Genomic DNA, 18,965 nt, shown 5'->3' with positions numbered 1-18,965 from the left:
ACTTCCTTCAAACCTTAGGGACAGGTATGTTAGTCGGATAATAATTCAACCTGCATTCTCTACAACAAATAGAACTCGCTGAAGTGAACCTATGACAACCAACCAATCCGCTCAGTCCTTACCCGGTACCGGCGCGCCGCCGCAAAAAGCGCGCACCTCATTTGGCATCCTGGGGGCAATCAGCCTCTCCCATCTGCTAAACGATATGATCCAGTCGCTCATCCTGGCGATTTATCCGCTGCTGCAGGCGGAATTCTCGTTAACTTTCGTGCAGATCGGCATGATCACCCTCACCTTCCAGCTGACGTCATCGCTATTCCAGCCGGTGATTGGTTACATCACCGATAAACGCTCGATGCCGTGGTCATTACCGGTGGGGATGTGTTTCACCCTCTGCGGCTTAATTCTGTTAGCGCTGGCCGGCAGCTTCGGCATGGTGCTGCTGGCCGCTGCGCTTGTCGGTACCGGCTCTTCGGTCTTCCATCCGGAGTCCTCACGCGTGGCGCGGATGGCTTCCGGCGGCCGTCACGGCCTGGCGCAATCGCTGTTCCAGGTTGGCGGCAACTTCGGCAGCTCGCTGGGGCCGCTACTGGCGGCGGTAATCATCGCCCCCTACGGCAAAGGCAACGTCGCCTGGTTCGTGCTGGCCGCGCTGCTGGCGATCGTCGTGCTGTCGCAAATCAGCCGCTGGTATGCCGCGCAACACAGAATGAATAAAGGCAAACCGAAGCCGGTTATCGTTAATCCGCTGCCGCGTAACAAGGTCATCCTGGCTGTCAGCATTCTGTTAATGCTGATTTTCTCCAAATACTTCTACATGGCGAGCATTAGCAGCTATTACACCTTTTATCTGATACACAAATTCGGATTATCGGTGCAAAACGCCCAACTTCACTTGTTCGCCTTCCTGTTTGCAGTGGCTGCAGGAACGGTGATTGGCGGGCCTGTTGGCGATAAGATAGGTCGTAAATATGTAATTTGGGGCTCTATCCTCGGCGTGGCGCCATTTACCCTTATTTTACCGTACGCATCGCTGGAATGGACCGGGATCCTGACGGTGATAATTGGTTTTATCCTCGCATCAGCCTTTTCCGCTATCCTGGTCTATGCCCAGGAGCTGTTGCCGGGGAGAATCGGTATGGTTTCCGGCCTGTTCTTCGGCTTCGCGTTTGGCATGGGCGGCCTTGGCGCCGCGGTGTTGGGGTTGTTAGCCGACCATACCAGCATCGATCTGGTTTATAAAATCTGTGCTTTCCTGCCGCTTCTCGGCATTCTGACGATATTCCTGCCTAATAACCATCAAAAAGCCTGAGTATCTGGCGGCCAAAGTGAAAGTTTGGCCGCCACAACCCCTTATCCCATCAGCATTACGCCGCCATGACCTGTCGCCATTTTCCTGTCTGTGCTTTTTGCTGCCGTAATTCCAATTTTTCGCAAATTTCAATAATTATTCATAAACAAAACGAGCAAAAGTGTCATAAACTATTAATCGGTTTTTTGCTTTAAGTAGCGAAAATGGATCGGCTCACCACACGCAAGGAGACGGAATGCATCACGCAACACCGCTAATCACCACCATTGTCGGCGGCCTTGTGCTCGCCTTTATCCTCGGCATGATTGCCAATAAGCTACGTATTTCACCACTGGTAGGATATTTATTAGCGGGCGTGCTGGCCGGTCCATTTACTCCTGGTTTTGTTGCGGATACCAAGCTTGCGCCTGAACTGGCCGAACTTGGCGTCATCTTGCTGATGTTTGGCGTCGGGCTGCACTTTTCGCTGAAAGATCTCATGGCGGTAAAGTCGATAGCCATTCCCGGAGCCATCGCCCAGATAGCCGTGGCGACGCTGCTCGGGATGGCGCTCTCTTCCCTGCTCGGCTGGTCGCTGATGACCGGCATCGTTTTTGGCCTGTGTCTTTCCACCGCCAGTACCGTGGTGCTGCTGCGCGCGCTGGAGGAACGGCAGCTTATTGATAGCCAGCGTGGGCAAATCGCCATCGGCTGGCTGATCGTTGAAGATTTAGTGATGGTACTAACGCTGGTGCTGCTGCCCGCTATCGCCGGAATGGTCGAAAAAGGCGATGTTGGGCTGGCGTCGCTGGCGCTCGACATGGGCATTACCATCGGTAAAGTCGTCGCCTTTATCGCCATTATGATGCTGGTGGGCCGCCGTCTGGTGCCGTGGATCATGTCGCGCAGCGCGGCAACCGGCTCACGCGAACTATTTACCCTGTCGGTACTGGCGCTGGCGCTCGGCATCGCCTTCGGCGCCGTTGAGCTGTTCGACGTCTCCTTCGCCCTCGGCGCATTCTTCGCCGGGATGGTGCTTAACGAATCCGAACTCAGCCACCGCGCCGCTCACGATACGCTGCCGCTGCGCGACGCCTTCGCGGTGCTGTTCTTTGTCTCCGTCGGGATGCTATTTGACCCGATGATCCTGGTCGAACAGCCGCTGGCGGTGCTGGCGACGCTGGCGATTATCATCTTTGGTAAATCCGCCGCCGCTTTCTTCCTGGTACGTATGTTCGGTCACTCGCCGCGTACCGCCCTGACCATCGCCGCCAGCCTGGCGCAAATCGGGGAATTCGCTTTTATTCTTGCCGGTCTCGGCATGGCGCTGGATCTGCTGCCGCAGGCCGGGCAGAACCTGGTGCTGGCTGGGGCGATAATTTCGATTATGCTTAACCCGGTGCTGTTTACCCTGCTGGAAAAATATCTCGATAAAACCGAAACCCTTGACGAGCAGACGCTGGAAGAGGTGCTGGAAGACGAAAAACAGGTGCCGGTGGATATCTGCAACCATGCGCTGCTGGTCGGCTTTGGCCGCGTCGGCAGCCTGCTTGGCGAGAAACTGATGGCCCAGGGGATCCCGCTGGTGGTGATTGAAACCTCCCGCACCCGCGTGGATGAGCTGCGTGAGCGCGGCATCAGCGCCGTGTTGGGCAATGCCGCCAACGAAGAGATCATGAATCTGGCGCATCTCGACTGCGCCCGCTGGCTGCTGCTGACCATCCCTAACGGCTATGAAGCCGGTGAAATTGTCGCCTCAGCGCGGGAAAAATGCCCGAACATTGAGATTATCGCCCGCGCCCATTACGACGATGAGGTCGATTATATTACCGAACGCGGAGCCAATCAGGTGGTGATGGGGGAACGCGAAATCGCGCGGGCGATGTTACGTCTGCTGGAAACGCCGCCGGCTGGCGAGATTGTTACCGGTTGATCCGACGCCCCGCTCGCGGGGCGTACTCTTATCCACGGGATTAACGGTCCCAGTAGGCCTCTTCCAGACTATCTTCCCGCTCCGGCAGGCCGCGGGTTAAACGCGGCGAATGCTGATTCAGCACCTGATAGCTGACGCGGTTGGCGTATTTGCACACCTGCGCCAGCGATGAGTAGGTCAGCCATTTGCATTTATGTTTGCTGGAATTCGGCACGTTATTACGATGGTAGTTATTGGCGGTGATATCATGCAACAACGCCGCCAGCGCGCCGTCGCCTGCGCCATTGGTGTTCATGATCTTCTCCGGGCCGCCCATATAAGGCGCGATGTGCGAATAGATACGCAGCGGATTAACGCAATCCTGATGGCGCATCGCGCGGCTGAATTCATACTGGTTGAACTCGGCAATCGCCCCCGGCAGGAGCGGATGTTGCGTTTTACGCTTCGCTTCCTCTTCGGTGAAGCTCGCCATATAGAGACCCGCCGGTCCTGCGGTGCACAGCACCAGGTCGACCCAGTCCAGCGCTTTATCCGCCGCGGTGAGCGGATCGGCGATACCGGTCAGCGCTTCCGCTTCTTCTTCATTCATCGCCAAAATCGAAACGTGTTCCTTGAGGAACTGCTGCCACCATTGCGGGTTGTCAGCAATCACGTATTTCGTTCCCAGCGTCAGCACCACCGGCACATCATGCTTTTTGGCATACTCAATGGCTTTCATCGTCGCGTCCGGCATCGGCTCGCCCGGCTTACAGCGCACGAGGTAGGAGGTCAGCACCAGCGCGGAAGCGCCGGCAATCACCTCTTCCGGAATGCTTTCCGGACGCAGCTTGTTCATGTGGCCAGGACTGATGGCAAAGGTACGTTCGCCGCTATCGCTAATCAGCGTAAAACAGCGGCCAATGGCGCCATCAACGCCCTGCAGGTAGTTCAGATCAGTACGGCTGGAGGTATTGCACAAGTAGCGATAAGCGTAGCCGCCGATCTCGATGTTGCTGCACATCACGCCGAGCAGCACCGAGCGGTCGTCCGCCAGCACCGAATAATTGTGCATGGTATTGCCAATGGTGCCGCCGGCAAATTGATGGGTGATCAGGCCGTCGCGTACCAGTTCCTGATACAGCGCTTCGGCGACATCATCTTCAATTACCAGCGAATGACCGGCGCTCAGGCCGTAGCGTACGATAAACGCCTCATCCACTTTCGCTTCGATATCCACCAGCGTCTGGTCGATGCCAACCACCCAGGAGACGTTGGACTCATTTTCTGGCTGAATTTGTTGCAGCAGCGGATCGCGAGCGCTAACGGGGAAATAGTGTTTAGATTTGCGTTTACCGGGAAATTTCATAGTGGCGATTAAATGACAGGGAACAAGCGGGGAATAGTAGCATATTCCCCGCTACGCGTGCGATTAGCGATACGACGCGGTCAGGTTCACCATCATCTCAATATGTGCAGGATCGGCATTAAGCGCCGGAATATACTCATATTGCTTACCGCCAGCCTCAAGGAAAATTTCCCGGTTCTGCACCGCGATTTCTTCCAGCGTTTCCAGACAGTCGGCGGAGAAGCCCGGACAGATAACCTGTACGTGCTGTGTGCCCTTCTCGCCAAGCATTTTTAGCGTTTCGTCGGTATATGGCGTCAACCAGGGTTCGCGGCCAAAGCGCGACTGGAAGGTCATCATCACCCGCTCCGGCGGCAGCCCGAGCACTGAAACCAGCTCGCGAGTCGTTACCCGGCAGCGCTGCGGGTAATCATCGCCCTCATGGGCGTAGCGTTGCGGAATACCGTGATAGGAGAGCAGCAGCACATCCGGTTCGCCGTGAACGGCGAACGAAGCGCGTACGCTGGCCGCCAGCGCGTGGATATAGTCAGCGTCGTCGGCATAGTCGCGGATAAACGAAACGCCCGGAATGGCGCGCTTTTTCGCGAGGATCCGCGCCAGTTCATCCCATACCGCCGCCACGGTAGAACACGAATATTGCGGATACAGCGGCAATACCACGATATGGTCAACGTCCTGGGCCAATAGCTCATCGACCGCGCTTGCCAGCGACGGCGAGCCATAGCTCATCCCCAGCGCTACTGGAACATCGGGTAGCCTGGCTGCCAGCGCCTGTTGCTGTTGCCGGCTATACACCATCAACGGCGAGCCTTCCGCCATCCACACAGACTGATAGAGCTTCGCCACGCGGGGAGCGCGAATCGGCAGTATGATGCCGCGCAGTAGCGGCCACCACAGCAGACGAGGCGTATCCACTACCCGTTTGTCGCTAAGAAATTGTCGCAGATAGCGCTTTACCGCATCGGGCGTGGGCGCATCGGGAGTGCCTAAATTGGCTAGCAAAATACCTGTTTTCGTCTGATGCATTACCGCCTCTTAACCATTTGAATCGCTGACAATTGTAGCGTAAATGGCGTTAAACGGAACCAATCATAGCAAAAGGTAGAAATGAGAGGTGTTCTCATCCTGCCGCAGCAGGATGAGAAAGGGCTTAATTAGCCGAGGATTTTTTCCAGATCGGCGCGCACGTCAGCCACCGCTTTGGTGCCGTCGACTTTCGCGTATTGGGTGTTACCCGCCTGCGCTTCTTTCTGATAGTAGCCGATCAGCGGCGCAGTCATCTGATGGTATTCCACCAGGCGCTTACGCACGGTTTCTTCCTGATCGTCTTTACGGGTGGTCAGCTCTTCGCCGGTCACGTCGTCTTTACCTTCAACCTTAGGCGGGTTGAATTTGATGTGATAGACGCGGCCGGAAGCGGCGTGTACGCGGCGGCCCACGATACGATCGACGATCAGCTCGTCCGGTACCGCGAACTCCAGAACGTAGTCAACGGCGATGCCGGCTTCTTTCATGGCGTCAGCCTGCGGGATAGTGCGCGGGAAGCCGTCCAGCAGGAAACCGTTACGGCAATCTTCCTGGGCGATACGCTCTTTCACCAGCGCGATGACCAGCTCATCGGTCACCAGTTTGCCGGCGTCCATAATGTCTTTCGCTTGTTTACCGAGCTCGGAGCCGGATTTTACCGCGGCGCGCAGCATATCGCCGGTGGAGATTTGCGGAATACCGTATTTCTCCATGATGAACTGAGCCTGAGTTCCTTTACCCGCGCCCGGAGCGCCAAGCAGAATAATACGCATTACGAAAATCCCCTCAAATGTCGTTTCAATTTTTCAAAAAACGCTAAACCATACCACCAGAACGGCCATGGCTCAAGGAAGGCGGTGCGGCTGAAACGGTTAATGGTCAGATATTTTATGCAATCTAATGTGAAATGCCCCGTATGAGCAAATCACTCAGACGGGGCATTTATTCCGTTCCCGGCATCGCGTCGCTCGGCCGGGCTACTCATTCAGGTTCGCGTCAGGATGCCAGCAGCTGATTCATACGGCGGATGAACTGGTTAGGATCCTCCAGCGTACCGCGTTCCGCCAGCAGCGCCTGATCCAGCAGCAGTTCGACCCACTCGCCAAACTGCGCGTCGTCCTGGGTATCGGCAGCGCGTTTCACCAACGGATGCGCCGGGTTCAGCTCGAAGATGTATTTCACTTCCGGCGCCGCCTGACCGGCAGCGGCGAACAGCTTCGCCATCTGGGTGCTCATTTCGTCGGCATCAGTGGTGACAATCGCCGGAGTGTCGGTCAGACGATGCGTCAGACGCACCTCTTTCACGCGCTCACCCAGCAGGCCTTTCACACGCTCAACGAACGGCTCCAGCGCTTTTTCGGCTTCTTTGGTGGATTCGTCAACTTCGTCCGCCAGCTTCTCCAGCGACTCGTCGGCTTTGGCAACCGACTGGAACGCCTTGCCGTCGAACTCGGTCAGGTAGCTCATCATCCACTCGTCAATGCGATCGGACAGCAGCAGAACTTCGATACCTTTTTTACGCAGCAGCTCGAGGTGCGGGCTGCTCTTCGCCGCCGCATAGCTGTCGGCGGTGATGTAATAAATCTTCTCCTGCCCTTCTTTCATGCGCGAAACGTACTCTTCCAGCGACACGGTCTGCGCGGAAGAATCGGTATGAGTAGTGGCGAAGCGCAGCAGTTTAGCAATCGCTTGCTGGTTGGAGGCATCTTCCGCCGGGCCTTCTTTCAGCACCAGGCCAAACTGTTTCCAGAAGGTCTGATATTTTTCGGCGTCGTCTTTCGCCAGCTTTTCCAGCATCTGCAGCACGCGTTTGGTCAGCGCGGTGCGCAGATTACGGGTGACGTTGCTATCCTGCAGGATTTCACGCGACACGTTCAGCGGCAGATCGTTGGAATCTATCAGGCCGCGCACGAAACGCAGGTAGTTCGGCATAAACTGCTCGGCGTCATCCATGATGAAGACGCGCTGCACATACAGCTTCAGGCCGTGTTTATGATCGCGGTTCCACATATCCCACGGCGCCTGCGACGGAATATACAGCAGGCTGGTGTACTCCTGCTTACCTTCGACGCGGTTGTGGCTCCAGGTCAGCGGATCGCTGAAATCATGGGCAATATGCTTATAGAACTCTTTGTATTCGTCGTCGCTGACTTCAGATTTGCTGCGGGTCCACAGCGCCTGCGCCTTGTTGATTTTTTCCCACGAAATAACGGTTTCGCCGTCCACTTCTTCGCGTTTTTCAATCTCAACCGGCAGCGCGATATGGTCAGAATATTTACTGATGATCGAACGCACGCGCCAGTCGTTGAGGAAGTCGTCTTCGCCTTCACGCAGATGCAACGTGATTTCGGTTCCGCGATCGGCCTTAGTGATATCGGCAACAGTATATTCGCCTTCGCCAGCGGACTCCCAAAACACGCCGTTTTCCGGCTTGTCGCCCGCGGCGCGGGTGCGCACGGTGACTTTGTCGGCAACGATAAAGGCTGAATAGAAGCCGACGCCGAACTGGCCGATCAGCTGGCTATCTTTCGCCTGATCGGAACCCATAGATTCGAGGAACGCTTTGGTGCCGGATTTGGCGATGGTGCCGAGATGGTCAATGACCTCGTCGCGGTTCATCCCGATGCCGTTATCAGCGATGGTCAGCGTGCGGTTGTCTTTATCAAACGATACGCGTACGCGCAGCTCGCCGTCGCCTTCATACAGATCCGGCTGGGACAGCGCGCGGAAACGCAGCTTATCCGCCGCATCCGAGGCGTTGGAGATGAGCTCGCGCAGGAAGATTTCTTTGTTGGAATAAAGAGAATGGATCATCAGGTGCAGAAGCTGTTTCACTTCTGACTGGAAACCACGGGTTTCTTGTCCTTTCATGTAAGTCGACCTCAACAATGCCATTTATTATTAATGGAAATAACGTGTTGGGGAGGAGATGGGGATAGATGCGGGAAATTTCAAGCGGAGGCAGCGAACGCCGCCTCCATTTGTTCAGAAAATAATCTTGTGGCGCCCGGCCAGTGAGTGCGACAGCGTGGTGCCGTCGACCATTTCCAGCTCGCCGCCAACCGGTACGCCGTGGGCGATGCGGCTGGCGTCAACGCCATACTGCGCGCAGAGCTCAGCGATGTAGTTGGCCGTCGCCTCGCCTTCAACCGTTGGGTTGGTTGCGAGGATCAACTCGCTGATTGACTCGGCTTCGAGGCGCTGCTCGAGGCGGTCAAGCCCGATGTCATCCGGCCCGATACCGTCAAGCGGCGACAGGTGGCCCATCAGCACGAAGTAGCGGCCGGAATACTGCCCGGTCTGCTCAATGGCGTAGATGTCCGCTGGACTCTCCACCACGCAGATCTGACCGTTTTCCTGGCGACGCGGGTTGCTGCAAATATTGCACACCTCCTGCTCGGTGAAGGTGCGGCAATCGGCGCAGTGGCCGATTTCCGACATCGCGCGCGTTAGCGCCTGCGCCAGACGCATACCGCCGCTGCGATCGCGCTGCAGCAGCGTAAACGCCATGCGCTGCGCCGACTTCGGGCCAACGCCCGGCAGACAGCGCAGCGCTTCCATAAGCTGAGTTAACAGCGGGCTGGTTTGCATCAGAACGGCATCTTGAAGCCTGGCGGCAGCTGCATGCCGGCAGAAACGGAGGCCATTTTCTCTTTCTGGGTCTCTTCAATACGGCGCGCTGCGTCATTGAATGCGGCAGCCACCAGATCTTCCAGCATCTCTTTGTCGTCTTCCAGCAGGCTTGGGTCGATTTCCACGCGGCGGCAGTTATGCGCGCCGTTGATGGTTACTTTTACCAGACCCGCGCCGGACTCACCGGTCACTTCCAGCTGCGCGATCTCTTCCTGCATTTTCTGCATTTTGTCTTGCATCTGCTGGGCCTGTTTCATCAGGTTACCCAGGCCGCCTTTTCCACCAAACATAGGCTTCTCTCTCAGTAAGTCATCGTTAAGGTACTGAACGCCAGTCAGACTGGCGTTCAAATGGGGCGGATACTCTCTTCATCCAGATCGGCGTCGAAGAATCGTCGCAGGGTCTGGATGTTGTTATCCGCAATAATCGCGTCGCGCGCCTGCGCGAGCTTCTCTTCATAAATTGCCTGTCGCCACTCCAGCGGCGTGCGCATCGCCGAATTATCATCTTCAACGATGGTCAATTCAACCGGCGCACCGTACAACACGCCCAGCGCTTCAGCAAGTTTCTGCTGCGCGCCGGCGGAGTTGAGATGCCGCTGACTCGGGCGTAAATGCAGACATATGCGATTGCCGTCCTGCTCTTTCCACGCGTTCAGCGCCACCTGTTCAACCAGTTTCGGTACCGCCAACTGGCTCACTTCCGCCGCCCAGCTATCGCGCTCAACCGCTTCCACGGCTAGTTTCGCCGCCAGCTCCGGCGTTTTTTCATGCTCCAGCGCTTTTTTCAGCGCTTTCGGCGTGGCGACCTCGACCTGGGTCTCTTCAATCGGGGCCGTCGATTTCCAGCGATAGGCTTCTTTCTTCGCCGGGGCCTGCTCAAGCGCGGCCGCAGCCGGACGAGCCTGTACGCGCTCGGTAATCGAACTCAGTCGTTCCAGCGCAGCGTTATTCACCGGCCGCGCGCGGGATGCGGCTGCCGGTTCACTCTTTTTTGGGGTGGTTGCTCCCGGGGTTCGCTGCAGCCGACTGCGCGCCGCCAGCACCTGGCTGGTGCTTTGCGGCAGATTCTGCGGCGGCGCTGATGGCGACGATACGGGCGGTGCCGCTTGTTGTACCGGCGCAGAGGTTGGAACCTGAACGGGCTTAACTTCCGGCTCCGGCAGCGGCTGACGCGGATGGAAAGCCAGCGCGCGCAGCAGCGTCATTTCAACCCCCATACGCCGGTCTGGCGCATAAGGCAGCTCTTTGCGGCCAATCAGCAGCGTCTGATAGTAAAGCTGCACATCGGCCGGCGGCACGGTACGCGCCAGCTCGCGCATTCGTAGCTCGACGGCAGCCATATCCGCCCCCAGCGCCGATGGCGAGAGCTGAACCATCGCGATACGGTGCAGCAGACTTTGCATTTCCACCAGCAGCGCTTCCCACTCAACGCCGCGCGAGGCGGCGTCGCTGACGCCCGCCATCACGCGCTCGCCGTCGGCGGCCACCAGCGCTTCTATCAAGGATAGCGCTTGATCGTCGTCGAGGGTGCCGAGCATTTCGCTGACGGACTGCGCGGTTAAGCGGCCATCACCGCTGGCGATCGCCTGATCGGTCAGGCTTAACGCATCGCGCAGGCTGCCATCCGCGGCGCGCGACAGCAGCTGCAGCGCACGCGGCTCAAACGCGATCTGCTCTTCGCCAAGGATGTGTTCAAGCTGATGGCGGATCTGTTCGACATCCAGCGCCTTGAGGTGGAACTGCAGGCAGCGGGACAAAATCGTCACCGGCAGCTTTTGCGGATCGGTGGTCGCCAGCAGGAATTTGACGTGCGCGGGCGGCTCCTCCAGCGTTTTCAATAACGCGTTGAAGCTGTGACGCGACAGCATATGCACTTCATCGATCAGGTAGACCTTGAAGCGGCCGCGGGCCGGCGCGTACTGGACGTTGTCCAGCAGATCGCGGGTATCTTCCACTTTGGTGCGCGAGGCGGCATCGATCTCAATCAGATCGACAAAGCGGCCTTGTTCTATTTCGCGACAGTTATCGCAGACGCCGCACGGCGTCGCAGTAATACCGCTTTCGCAGTTTAACCCCTTCGCCAACAGACGGGCGATGGAGGTTTTCCCTACTCCGCGGGTGCCGGAAAAGAGATATGCGTGATGGATGCGCCCTAACGATAAGCCGTTCGCCAGTGCGGTCAGCACATGTTCCTGGCCGACGACGTCAGCAAAGGTTTGTGGGCGCCATTTACGGGCTAAGACCTGATAACTCATGGGCTGGCTCTGAAACGCTGGAAGGTGAATTCACGAGGGGGTAATGCTATCACAGCCCCGCCGGATCGGCGAGGCTATGTGTCGGGATTTGCTTAGTGGCCCGGGAAAGGCACCAGGCTAAAGCAATTGATGCCCAGTTTTTCCAGGCGCTGTTCACCGCCCAGATCGAACAGATTGATAATAAAAGCGGCATCGTGAACTTCGCCGCCAAGGCGACGAATCAGCTTCACGGTGGCGTCAATGGTGCCGCCGGTCGCCAGCAGGTCATCAACAACCAGCACCTTATCGCCTTCTTTAATGGCATCAACGTGGATTTCCAGCTGATCGGTGCCATATTCAAGCTCATAGCTTTCGGCGATGGTTTCGCGCGGCAACTTGCGCGGCTTACGAACCGGAACAAAGCCAACGCCCAGCGCCAACGCAACCGGGGCGCCGAACAGAAAACCACGCGCTTCGGTCCCCACCACTTTGGTGATGCCGGCGTCTTTATAACGCTCGGTCAGCAGTTCAATGCTAAGCGCATAGGCTTTAGGGTCTTCCAGCAAGCTGGTGACATCGCGGAAAAGGATGCCCGGTTTCGGATAATCCTGGACGCTTTGGATGCTGTTCTTCAGATATTCAAGCTGCTGTGCAGTTGCGGTCATAAGTTTATGCCTGATTGAAACGGTGTTACCCACGGGCGTGCAAAATGGGCCAAAAAAACATTTGTTTAACCTTTGACCAGGCTTACCCGCGCTCGAAAACGCCAGAATTTACTGGCTGTCGCCAACAATTGCAACAGGCATTATTGCGCATCAGTGCTTTTGTTGCTTTGCGTCAACCACCGGAATGCGCCACATAAATATCAACAGGCAGACGAGGATCGCCAGCAGCAGGATGCGCACCCACATAAGCTTAACCAGCCACAGAGAAATGGCAAAGGTCAGTAAAATCATGATAATGGCTCGCGGCTTGGCCCCCGGCGGCATCGCCCGGTACTGCTGCCAGTGGCGAAGATAGCCGCCAAACCACGAGCGATACAGCAGCCAGTGGTGAAAGCGCGGCGACGAGCGGGCAAAACACCATGCGGCGAGCAGAATAAATGGCGTTGTCGGTAACAGCGGTAAGAATACGCCCAGCGTCCCCAGCACTACCGCCAGCCAGCCAATGATGATTAAAATAATACGTGGCATAATGCGAATCGTTATCAAGCAGATGTCGCTACTGTAGCACAGTTGCTGAGTAGGGAATGGAGGAGTTATTTGAAAACAACCCGGCTTTTACAAACGCTGAAAAATCAGCTGGCTGAACTGGCGCTTCAGGTGGCGCCGCTGTCCAGCCACGCTACGTTGAGCCCGCGTTTCGACCGCCAGCTGTTCCGTACCCGCGACACCCAGATGCAGGCGTATCTCGACGAAGCACAGCATAATCTCGCCGAGCTCCAGCATGCCGTTGAGCATCAGCATCTGCCCCAGGTCGCCTGGCTCGCCGAGCGGCTGGTGGCGCAGATTGCCGCCATTAGTCGTGAGACGGCGACCTGGTCGTTACGCCAATGGGACAGCGCCTCGCCGACGCTAAACCGCTGGCAACGCCGCCGCCTGCAGCACCAGGAGTATGAGCGCCGCCTGCTGGCAATGCGCAACGATCGCCAACGTCAGCTGGCGTCGGCAACTACCCTTGCCGAACAGCAACGGCTAACGAAAGAGGTCGAGGCCTATGCCGGGCGCCTGGCCCGCTGTCGCGATGCGCTGGATAATATTGAAAACGTACTGGCGCGTTTAACGCGCTAACAGGAGAGGACTATGTCGCTGGAAAATGCACCGGACGAGGTCAAACTGGCCGTCGATTTAATCATGTTGCTGGAGGAAAACCGGGTCAGCGCAAAAACGGTGCTGGGAGCGTTGGATATTATTAAGCGTGACTATGAAAACAAACTGAAAAACGCCCAACCTGACGCGCCCCTGTCAGAAGAATAAAACGATTCGGGGCGGCATATGCCGCCCCGATTAGCGATTATGCGACGCCTGGCGCCGTATCATCCCCTTTATTATCGCGCTTCACTTCCGTCACTTCATCTCCCTTCTCGTTACGCAGATGAACTTCCAGCTGGTTGAAGGCAATATCGATATTGTTTTCACGGCACAGGCGATCGATAGAACGGTTAAGCTCATCCACCGCGTAGCTGCGATCGCGCAGTTCACGTACGTAGAGGCGCAGTTCATGATCCAGCGTGCTGGCGCCGAAGGTGGTAAAGAAGACCGACGGCGCTGGTTCCTGCATCACTTTCGGATGTTCATGCGCCGCCTGCAGCAGCACCTCTTTCACTTTATCGAGATCGGATCCGTAGGCTACGCCCAGGCGGATCACCACGCGGGTGATGGTATCGGAGAGCGACCAGTTGATCAGCCGTTCAGTCACGAAGGCCTTGTTTGGAATAATCACCTCTTTGCGATCGAAATCGGTAATGGTCGTCGCGCGGATACGGATCTTACTGACGGTGCCTGAGAAGGTACCGATAGTGACCGTATCGCCGATACGCACCGGGCGTTCGAAGAGAATGATCAGGCCGGAGACGAAGTTACCGAAAATCTCCTGTAAGCCGAAACCTAAACCAACCGACAGCGCCGCGGCCAGCCACTGCAGTTTATCCCACGACACGCCTAAGGAGCCGAAGACCGTCATCGCGCCGATGGCGATAATCGCGTAGTTGAGGATTGTCGTGATGGCATAGGAAGCGCCCTGGCGCATATTAAGACGCGACAGCACCAGCACTTCCAGCAGGCCCGGCAAGTTGCGGATCAGCGCCCAGGCGACCATCGAGGCGACAATCGCAAACAGCAGGCTACCCATCGTCACGCTTTTCACCACGCTGGCGCCGGCTTCGGTGCCGTTGTAGTGCCAGAGCGTAATGCTGTCGAGATAGGCGAACACGGTTATCAGATCGGACCAAATCGCCCAGAACAGCACCGCGAACAACGCCACCATCACCAGCATGGTGATGCGCAGCGTTTGTTGGTTAACCTGTTCGAGCGCGATCGTCGGCTCTTCCTGCGGTTCGGCGCCTTCCGCCCCTTCTTTCACCAGATGCTGGCGACGCGCCAGCGCCCGGCGCCAGGCAATACGTCGCGCAGCCACACTCAGGCCGCGGAGAACGGTCTGGTATAGCAGGTTCCACATCATCACCAGATAGACGGTCTCAATCCAGCGGCCAGCCAGACGCAGCGTGGTATAGAAGTAACCGGTCGCCGTGAGGACCATCAGCGCGACGGGCACAATCGACAGCACGGTCACCGTCAGCAGGCGCAGGCTGTGCGACTCTTTGTCACGCCAGCTTTCGCGGCACATCGGCCACACCAGCACCGCAATGAGCAGCAGGTTGACGAAGATAACAAACTGCCCCAGCACGTCGTCCATCAAATTAAGCGGAGAGAGCTCAGAAACAACCGACCAGAAATTCAGCGGCAGCAACGCCAGGCTGACGCGGACGATCTGCCGCCGCCAGTGGCTGGTGAGCTGCGCGGGCATATTGAAATGCTTCACCGCCACGCCGTCTTTTTCCAGCACCTTCCAGCACAGGCCGAACACCAGCCAGAACATCGCTAGTTTTTTACTGTAGGCCCATAGCAAGTTGCTGACATTCAGCTGCATCGTCAGCAGGATAAGCCCGGCGGCGAGGATGAGCAGCACCACCGGCAGCGCTCTGATTAAATCTATCAGGATCGCTTTTGGTGTGTTTAGCTGAGTATCATTGCGTAACTGGCCTACCTGGGAGGCCAGCTTAGCCTGGTAATCACGCAGCCACTGCAAGCGCCAGCGGATCAGCCCGGCAATCAATAGCAGCGGCAGCCCGGCGAGGAACGCGATAAATACCGCCGGCCAGGCTTTCTCCCAGTTGACGGTGATTTTCATCGATTTGAACTGGGCTTTCAGCGCTTCCGGGAAGGATTTGATCCACTCCCAATCCATCGGCTTATTGCTGTTCACCCAGAAAATCTGCTGGGTCAGGATCGATTTCAGATTGCTGGAGACGCTCATCAACTGCTGCTGGTTAATCTGCAGGTTGATGGCCATCATCAGCTGGTTCCCCAGCTGTTTGTTAAACTGGTCGAGCAATTCTCGGCGCATGTCCACGACTTCCAACAGGGCGTCGTGTACTTCCGGCGTGACTTCGCTGCTATGGCCCTCTTCCAGCTTTGCCACAAAGGCATCGCTCTGGAATAACGCATCGCGCTGCTGGTTAACTTCAAACTGCTCCAGGCGCAGATCGGCAATGCGGTTGGTCATATCCTGCAGCTCATCCGCTGATGGCAATGTTTGCTGCTGCTGATAGAGGATACGCGACAGCAGCAGGCTGCCTTTCAATACCGAAATCTGCTCTTTGATATCGCGTTCGGATTGCAGCGCGCGGTCGAGCCAGTTTTTCACTCTGATATTGCGCTGCACCAGTTGGTTGCCGTTTTCCGTCGCCTGAATCAGCTTTTCGCTAAGCTGATGGTTAACTTCAAGCTCCTGCTTGACCAACGGGTTATTTTGGATCCGCGAGGTCTCCTCCGGCGAGACCGCTTCCTGAGCGGTTTTCTCGGTGAGGGTCAGCCGCTTGCTGTTCACCGCTTCCTGCAACAGTTGCAGCTGATGTTCCAGCCGGTTGCTGTGGGCGGTCACGTAATCGCGCTGTTTCTGCAGCGTATCCTGCAGCACAGTATTGCCTTCCAGGCTCTTACGCTGCTGTTCGATCTCCGCATTCAGCAAGGCCTGCTGCGCCAGCAGCAACCCCTGCTGCGTCGGGCGCAGCGTCTCTTCGCCCGGCGCGGTGCCGTTGAGACGGTTACGAATTTGCTGTAGCTGCTGGGAGGCGGAGTACATCGCGTTCTGCACGCGCTCCGGCTGCGTCTGCAGCGAGACCAATTGGCTGTTGTAGGCCGCCAGATCGTTCTGCGCGCTTTGCAGATCGTCGAGCGCCTGAGACACCCTGGATTCAAGCTGTCGCAACGATAACGTGCTCAGGGTTTTACGGGTGACCTCATCATCAGGAACATCGCTCAGCGCATTCAGGCTGTCTACCGCCTGACGCATTTTCGCCGGCGCCTGTTCAACCTGCTGACGCAGTTGCACAGTTTCAGACTTTATACGCTCAATCTTATCGAGCGTTTCTAAAGTCTGCGTCAGGTCCTGCTGAACTAATTTTTCCTGCGGCGTGAGTTCTTTTTGCTTATTTAGCGTAGTGAGCTGGCTTTGAATGTCAGAACGGTCAGGTAAATCTGCAGCCTGAACCTGGCTGAAGCTCAGAGTGCCAACTATAAGGACCAGTGCAAAGACAATGGTGGAAATAGCATGAGGCCAACGATTTGTATGCTGCATAGTATTAACATGAATGGTTGCAAATGCCGGAGAATACCGGGGGTCGTCGCAGCGCGCAGAATAGCACTTCTCCCTGCGCGCGAATAGCGGCAGAGATAAGTAAAATTTACCTTTATTTACGCCTGCGGATTCAGGCCATGACCTCAGACGAACTTCGTAGCGACGGGCAGGTCTGATACATCTCAATCAGCGCATCGACATAAGCACGGGCTTCCGCATGAAGGTTAAAACTCTCTGGTGCAAAGAGCCAGTTTTCCATTAATCCGGAAAGATAACTGCGCATCAGAATTGCCGCACGGCGAGTGAGTAAATTCGCAGGTAATTGTTGAGCAGTGATACAATCTTTTAATGTTTGCTCAATACGATCGTAGCTTTCAAGCCATAAACTGCGCTGCGCTTGTTGGACAACGGCCATTTCTCCGACAAATTCGCATTTATGGAAGATGATTTCCATCATCAGGCGCCTACGCTCCTCTACTACCGTCGCTTCGAGGATATAAACCAGTATTTCGCGAACAACTGACAGTGGATCGTTAGGGAATTTTGCCCGATACTCAACTTCGAGATCGCTAATGCTGGCGTCAGAGAGACTCCATATTTCATTAAACAGATCGGATTTGTTTTTGAAATGCCAGTATATAGCGCCCCTGGTCACTCCAGCAGCTTTTGCAATCGCGGCCAACGAGGTAGATGATACCCCTTGCTGCGAAAACAATCGCAGGGCGACGTCAAGAATCAGTTGCCGGGTTTCAAGTGCCTGTTGTTTGGTTTTTCGTGCCATAGGTTGATGACTTTACAGAGGTTGCGTTTACATACATTTGTGAATGTATGTACCATAGCATGACCATAATAGAAAGACTGTAGTGGGTTTGTGGACGTTTGAGCCACTAAAAAATTTGAAATTGGACACTCGAGGTTTACATATGAACAAAAACAGAGGGTTAACGCCTCTGGCGGTCGTTCTGATGCTCTCAGGCAGCTTAGCGCTAACAGGATGTGACGATAAACCGGCTCAACAAGGAGCCCAGCAAATGCCGGAAGTCGGTATTGTCACGCTCAAATCCGCACCTCTACAAATCACCACTGAACTTCCTGGTCGTACCAATGCTTATCGTGTCGCAGAAGTCCGTCCTCAGGTAAGTGGCATTATTCTGAAACGTAACTTCACTGAAGGCAGCGATATTCAGGCGGGGGTGTCTCTTTATCAGATCGATCCGGCAACCTATCAGGCAAGCTATGAAAGCGCTAAAGGCGACTTAGCGAAAGCCCAGGCCGCCGCAAACATCGCTCAGTTGACGGTCAAACGTTATCAGAAACTGGTTGGCACCAAATACATCAGCCAACAAGAATATGACTCAGCCGTTGCCGACGCTCAGCAAAGCAACGCCGCCGTCGTCGCGGCGAAAGCCGCAGTTGAAACCGCGCGTATCAACCTGGCTTATACCAAAGTGACGTCGCCAATCAGTGGACGCATCGGTAAATCCGCGGTCACCGAAGGCGCGCTGGTGCAAAACGGGCAATCTACCGCGCTGGCTACCGTTCAGCAGCTAGACCCTATCTATGTTGACGTTACCCAATCGAGCAACGATTTCCTGCGTCTGAAACAGGAACTGGCGAACGGTAAACTGAAGCAAGAAAACGGTAAGGCGAAGGTCGAACTGGTCACCAATGACGGTCTGAAATATCCGCAAGAGGGTACGCTGGAATTCTCCGACGTCACCGTTGACCAGACCACCGGTTCTATCACGCTGCGCGCTATCTTCCCGAACCCGGACCACACTCTGCTGCCAGGGATGTTTGTTCGCGCACGTCTGGAAGAAGGTATTAACCCGGATGCGCTGCTGGTTCCGCAACAGGGCGTTACCCGTACCCCGCGCGGCGATGCCAGCGTGATGGTGGTCGGCGAAGGCGACAAAGTTGAAGTGCGCCAGGTCACCGCGACTCAGGCTATCGGCGACAAGTGGTTAGTGACCGAAGGTCTGAAATCAGGCGATCGCGTGATCGTCGCTGGCCTGCAAAAAGTCAAACCAGGCGTACAGGTAAAAGCGCAGGAAGTAGCTTCAGACAACCAACAGCAAACCGCCGGCAACGCGAACGCTCAGTCTGAACAAACCAAGTCTTAACTTAAACAGGAGCCGTTAAG

16 protein-coding genes and 1 other annotated feature are annotated in these 18,965 nt (G+C 56.2%); of the genes, 5 read left to right on the top strand and 11 right to left on the bottom strand.

Translation table 11 applies throughout. The features are described 5' to 3' along the window. Positions 1-91 precede the first annotated feature (91 nt). Positions 92-1,312, top strand: coding sequence for an MFS transporter (locus ABLU78_RS09355; protein ID WP_015367899.1), 1,221 nt, complete (start codon positions 92-94; stop codon positions 1,310-1,312). A gap of 235 nt (positions 1,313-1,547) precedes the next feature. Continuing rightward, positions 1,548-3,224 (top strand): YbaL family putative K(+) efflux transporter, encoded by a 1,677-nt coding sequence (gene ybaL / locus ABLU78_RS09350; RefSeq protein ID WP_015367901.1) that lies wholly within the window; start codon positions 1,548-1,550, stop codon positions 3,222-3,224. Between the two features lie 40 nt (positions 3,225-3,264). Here the strand turns inward: ybaL and ABLU78_RS09345 are convergent, their stop codons facing one another. From ABLU78_RS09345 to ABLU78_RS09305, 9 genes are all read right to left on the bottom strand, one after another. Beyond that, positions 3,265-4,569, bottom strand: a complete 1,305-nt coding sequence (locus ABLU78_RS09345) for an inosine/guanosine kinase (protein ID WP_015367902.1) — start codon at positions 4,567-4,569, stop codon at positions 3,265-3,267. Positions 4,570-4,632: 63 nt separating this feature from the next. Then, positions 4,633-5,595, bottom strand: coding sequence for a ferrochelatase (hemH, locus tag ABLU78_RS09340; protein WP_015367903.1), 963 nt, complete (start codon positions 5,593-5,595; stop codon positions 4,633-4,635). Between the two features lie 128 nt (positions 5,596-5,723). Next, positions 5,724-6,368 (bottom strand): adenylate kinase, encoded by a 645-nt coding sequence (gene adk / locus ABLU78_RS09335; protein WP_015367904.1) that lies wholly within the window; start codon positions 6,366-6,368, stop codon positions 5,724-5,726. 223 nt (positions 6,369-6,591) lie between these two features. Further along, positions 6,592-8,466, bottom strand: a complete 1,875-nt coding sequence (gene htpG, locus ABLU78_RS09330; protein WP_015367905.1) for a molecular chaperone HtpG — start codon at positions 8,464-8,466, stop codon at positions 6,592-6,594. 114 nt (positions 8,467-8,580) lie between these two features. Then, positions 8,581-9,186 (bottom strand): recombination mediator RecR, encoded by a 606-nt coding sequence (gene recR / locus ABLU78_RS09325; protein ID WP_015367906.1) that lies wholly within the window; start codon positions 9,184-9,186, stop codon positions 8,581-8,583. Next, positions 9,186-9,518, bottom strand: coding sequence for a YbaB/EbfC family nucleoid-associated protein (locus ABLU78_RS09320; protein WP_008805448.1), 333 nt, complete (start codon positions 9,516-9,518; stop codon positions 9,186-9,188). Before ABLU78_RS09320 ends, recR begins: the two co-directional genes overlap by 1 nt. 56 nt (positions 9,519-9,574) lie before the next feature. Further along, on the bottom strand, positions 9,575-11,485 hold the full coding sequence (gene dnaX, locus ABLU78_RS09315) for a DNA polymerase III subunit gamma/tau (protein ID WP_048228453.1): 1,911 nt from the start codon (positions 11,483-11,485) through the stop codon (positions 9,575-9,577). Beyond that, positions 10,178-10,242, bottom strand: a sequence feature (DnaX frameshifting element). It overlaps the preceding gene by 65 nt. Before the next feature lie 92 nt (positions 11,486-11,577). Further along, positions 11,578-12,129, bottom strand: a complete 552-nt coding sequence (gene apt / locus ABLU78_RS09310) for an adenine phosphoribosyltransferase (protein WP_015367908.1) — start codon at positions 12,127-12,129, stop codon at positions 11,578-11,580. A 150-nt stretch (positions 12,130-12,279) separates the two neighbouring features. Continuing rightward, positions 12,280-12,657 (bottom strand): DUF454 family protein, encoded by a 378-nt coding sequence (locus ABLU78_RS09305; RefSeq protein WP_047053324.1) that lies wholly within the window; start codon positions 12,655-12,657, stop codon positions 12,280-12,282. Positions 12,658-12,726: 69 nt separating this feature from the next. On the opposite strand from ABLU78_RS09305, the gene priC reads away from it, so the two are divergent. Next, positions 12,727-13,254, top strand: a complete 528-nt coding sequence (gene priC, locus ABLU78_RS09300; RefSeq protein WP_047739991.1) for a primosomal replication protein N'' — start codon at positions 12,727-12,729, stop codon at positions 13,252-13,254. A 12-nt stretch (positions 13,255-13,266) separates the two neighbouring features. Continuing rightward, positions 13,267-13,440 carry a pleiotropic regulatory protein RsmS gene (gene rsmS, locus ABLU78_RS09295; RefSeq protein ID WP_015704613.1) on the top strand — a complete coding sequence of 58 codons (174 nt, stop codon included), beginning with the start codon at positions 13,267-13,269 and terminating at the stop codon, positions 13,438-13,440. Positions 13,441-13,477: 37 nt separating this feature from the next. On the opposite strand, the gene mscK is transcribed toward rsmS, so the two are convergent. Then, positions 13,478-16,822: a mechanosensitive channel MscK gene (gene mscK, locus ABLU78_RS09290; RefSeq protein WP_032714000.1), complete on the bottom strand. Its 3,345-nt coding sequence runs from the start codon at positions 16,820-16,822 to the stop codon at positions 13,478-13,480. Between the two features lie 130 nt (positions 16,823-16,952). Then, positions 16,953-17,603 carry a multidrug efflux transporter transcriptional repressor AcrR gene (gene acrR / locus ABLU78_RS09285; RefSeq protein WP_015704611.1) on the bottom strand — a complete coding sequence of 217 codons (651 nt, stop codon included), beginning with the start codon at positions 17,601-17,603 and terminating at the stop codon, positions 16,953-16,955. Positions 17,604-17,745: 142 nt separating this feature from the next. Between acrR and acrA the strand changes: the two genes are divergently transcribed. Continuing rightward, complete coding sequence (gene acrA / locus ABLU78_RS09280; protein WP_020079451.1) at positions 17,746-18,945, top strand: multidrug efflux RND transporter periplasmic adaptor subunit AcrA; 1,200 nt, start codon at positions 17,746-17,748, stop codon at positions 18,943-18,945. Positions 18,946-18,965: the final 20 nt, after the last annotated feature.

The sequence above is a fragment of the Klebsiella sp. JN_Kp122 genome (assembly GCF_040062085.1).
Taxonomy (GTDB): domain Bacteria; phylum Pseudomonadota; class Gammaproteobacteria; order Enterobacterales; family Enterobacteriaceae; genus Klebsiella; species Klebsiella aerogenes.
This window is presented reverse-complemented; position numbering and strand designations above follow the sequence as displayed.

Coding starts and splice junctions, on each gene's coding strand:
- ABLU78_RS09355 (WP_015367899.1), top strand. CDS start 92: ATGACAACCAACCAATCCGCTCAGTCCTTACCCGGTACCGGCGCGCCG.
- ybaL (WP_015367901.1), top strand. CDS start 1,548: ATGCATCACGCAACACCGCTAATCACCACCATTGTCGGCGGCCTTGTG.
- ABLU78_RS09345 (WP_015367902.1), bottom strand. CDS start 4,569: ATGAAATTTCCCGGTAAACGCAAATCTAAACACTATTTCCCCGTTAGC.
- hemH (WP_015367903.1), bottom strand. CDS start 5,595: ATGCATCAGACGAAAACAGGTATTTTGCTAGCCAATTTAGGCACTCCC.
- adk (WP_015367904.1), bottom strand. CDS start 6,368: ATGCGTATTATTCTGCTTGGCGCTCCGGGCGCGGGTAAAGGAACTCAG.
- htpG (WP_015367905.1), bottom strand. CDS start 8,466: ATGAAAGGACAAGAAACCCGTGGTTTCCAGTCAGAAGTGAAACAGCTT.
- recR (WP_015367906.1), bottom strand. CDS start 9,186: ATGCAAACCAGCCCGCTGTTAACTCAGCTTATGGAAGCGCTGCGCTGT.
- ABLU78_RS09320 (WP_008805448.1), bottom strand. CDS start 9,518: ATGTTTGGTGGAAAAGGCGGCCTGGGTAACCTGATGAAACAGGCCCAG.
- dnaX (WP_048228453.1), bottom strand. CDS start 11,485: ATGAGTTATCAGGTCTTAGCCCGTAAATGGCGCCCACAAACCTTTGCT.
- apt (WP_015367908.1), bottom strand. CDS start 12,129: ATGACCGCAACTGCACAGCAGCTTGAATATCTGAAGAACAGCATCCAA.
- ABLU78_RS09305 (WP_047053324.1), bottom strand. CDS start 12,657: ATGCCACGTATTATTTTAATCATCATTGGCTGGCTGGCGGTAGTGCTG.
- rsmS (WP_015704613.1), top strand. CDS start 13,267: ATGTCGCTGGAAAATGCACCGGACGAGGTCAAACTGGCCGTCGATTTA.
- mscK (WP_032714000.1), bottom strand. CDS start 16,822: ATGCAGCATACAAATCGTTGGCCTCATGCTATTTCCACCATTGTCTTT.
- acrR (WP_015704611.1), bottom strand. CDS start 17,603: ATGGCACGAAAAACCAAACAACAGGCACTTGAAACCCGGCAACTGATT.
- acrA (WP_020079451.1), top strand. CDS start 17,746: ATGAACAAAAACAGAGGGTTAACGCCTCTGGCGGTCGTTCTGATGCTC.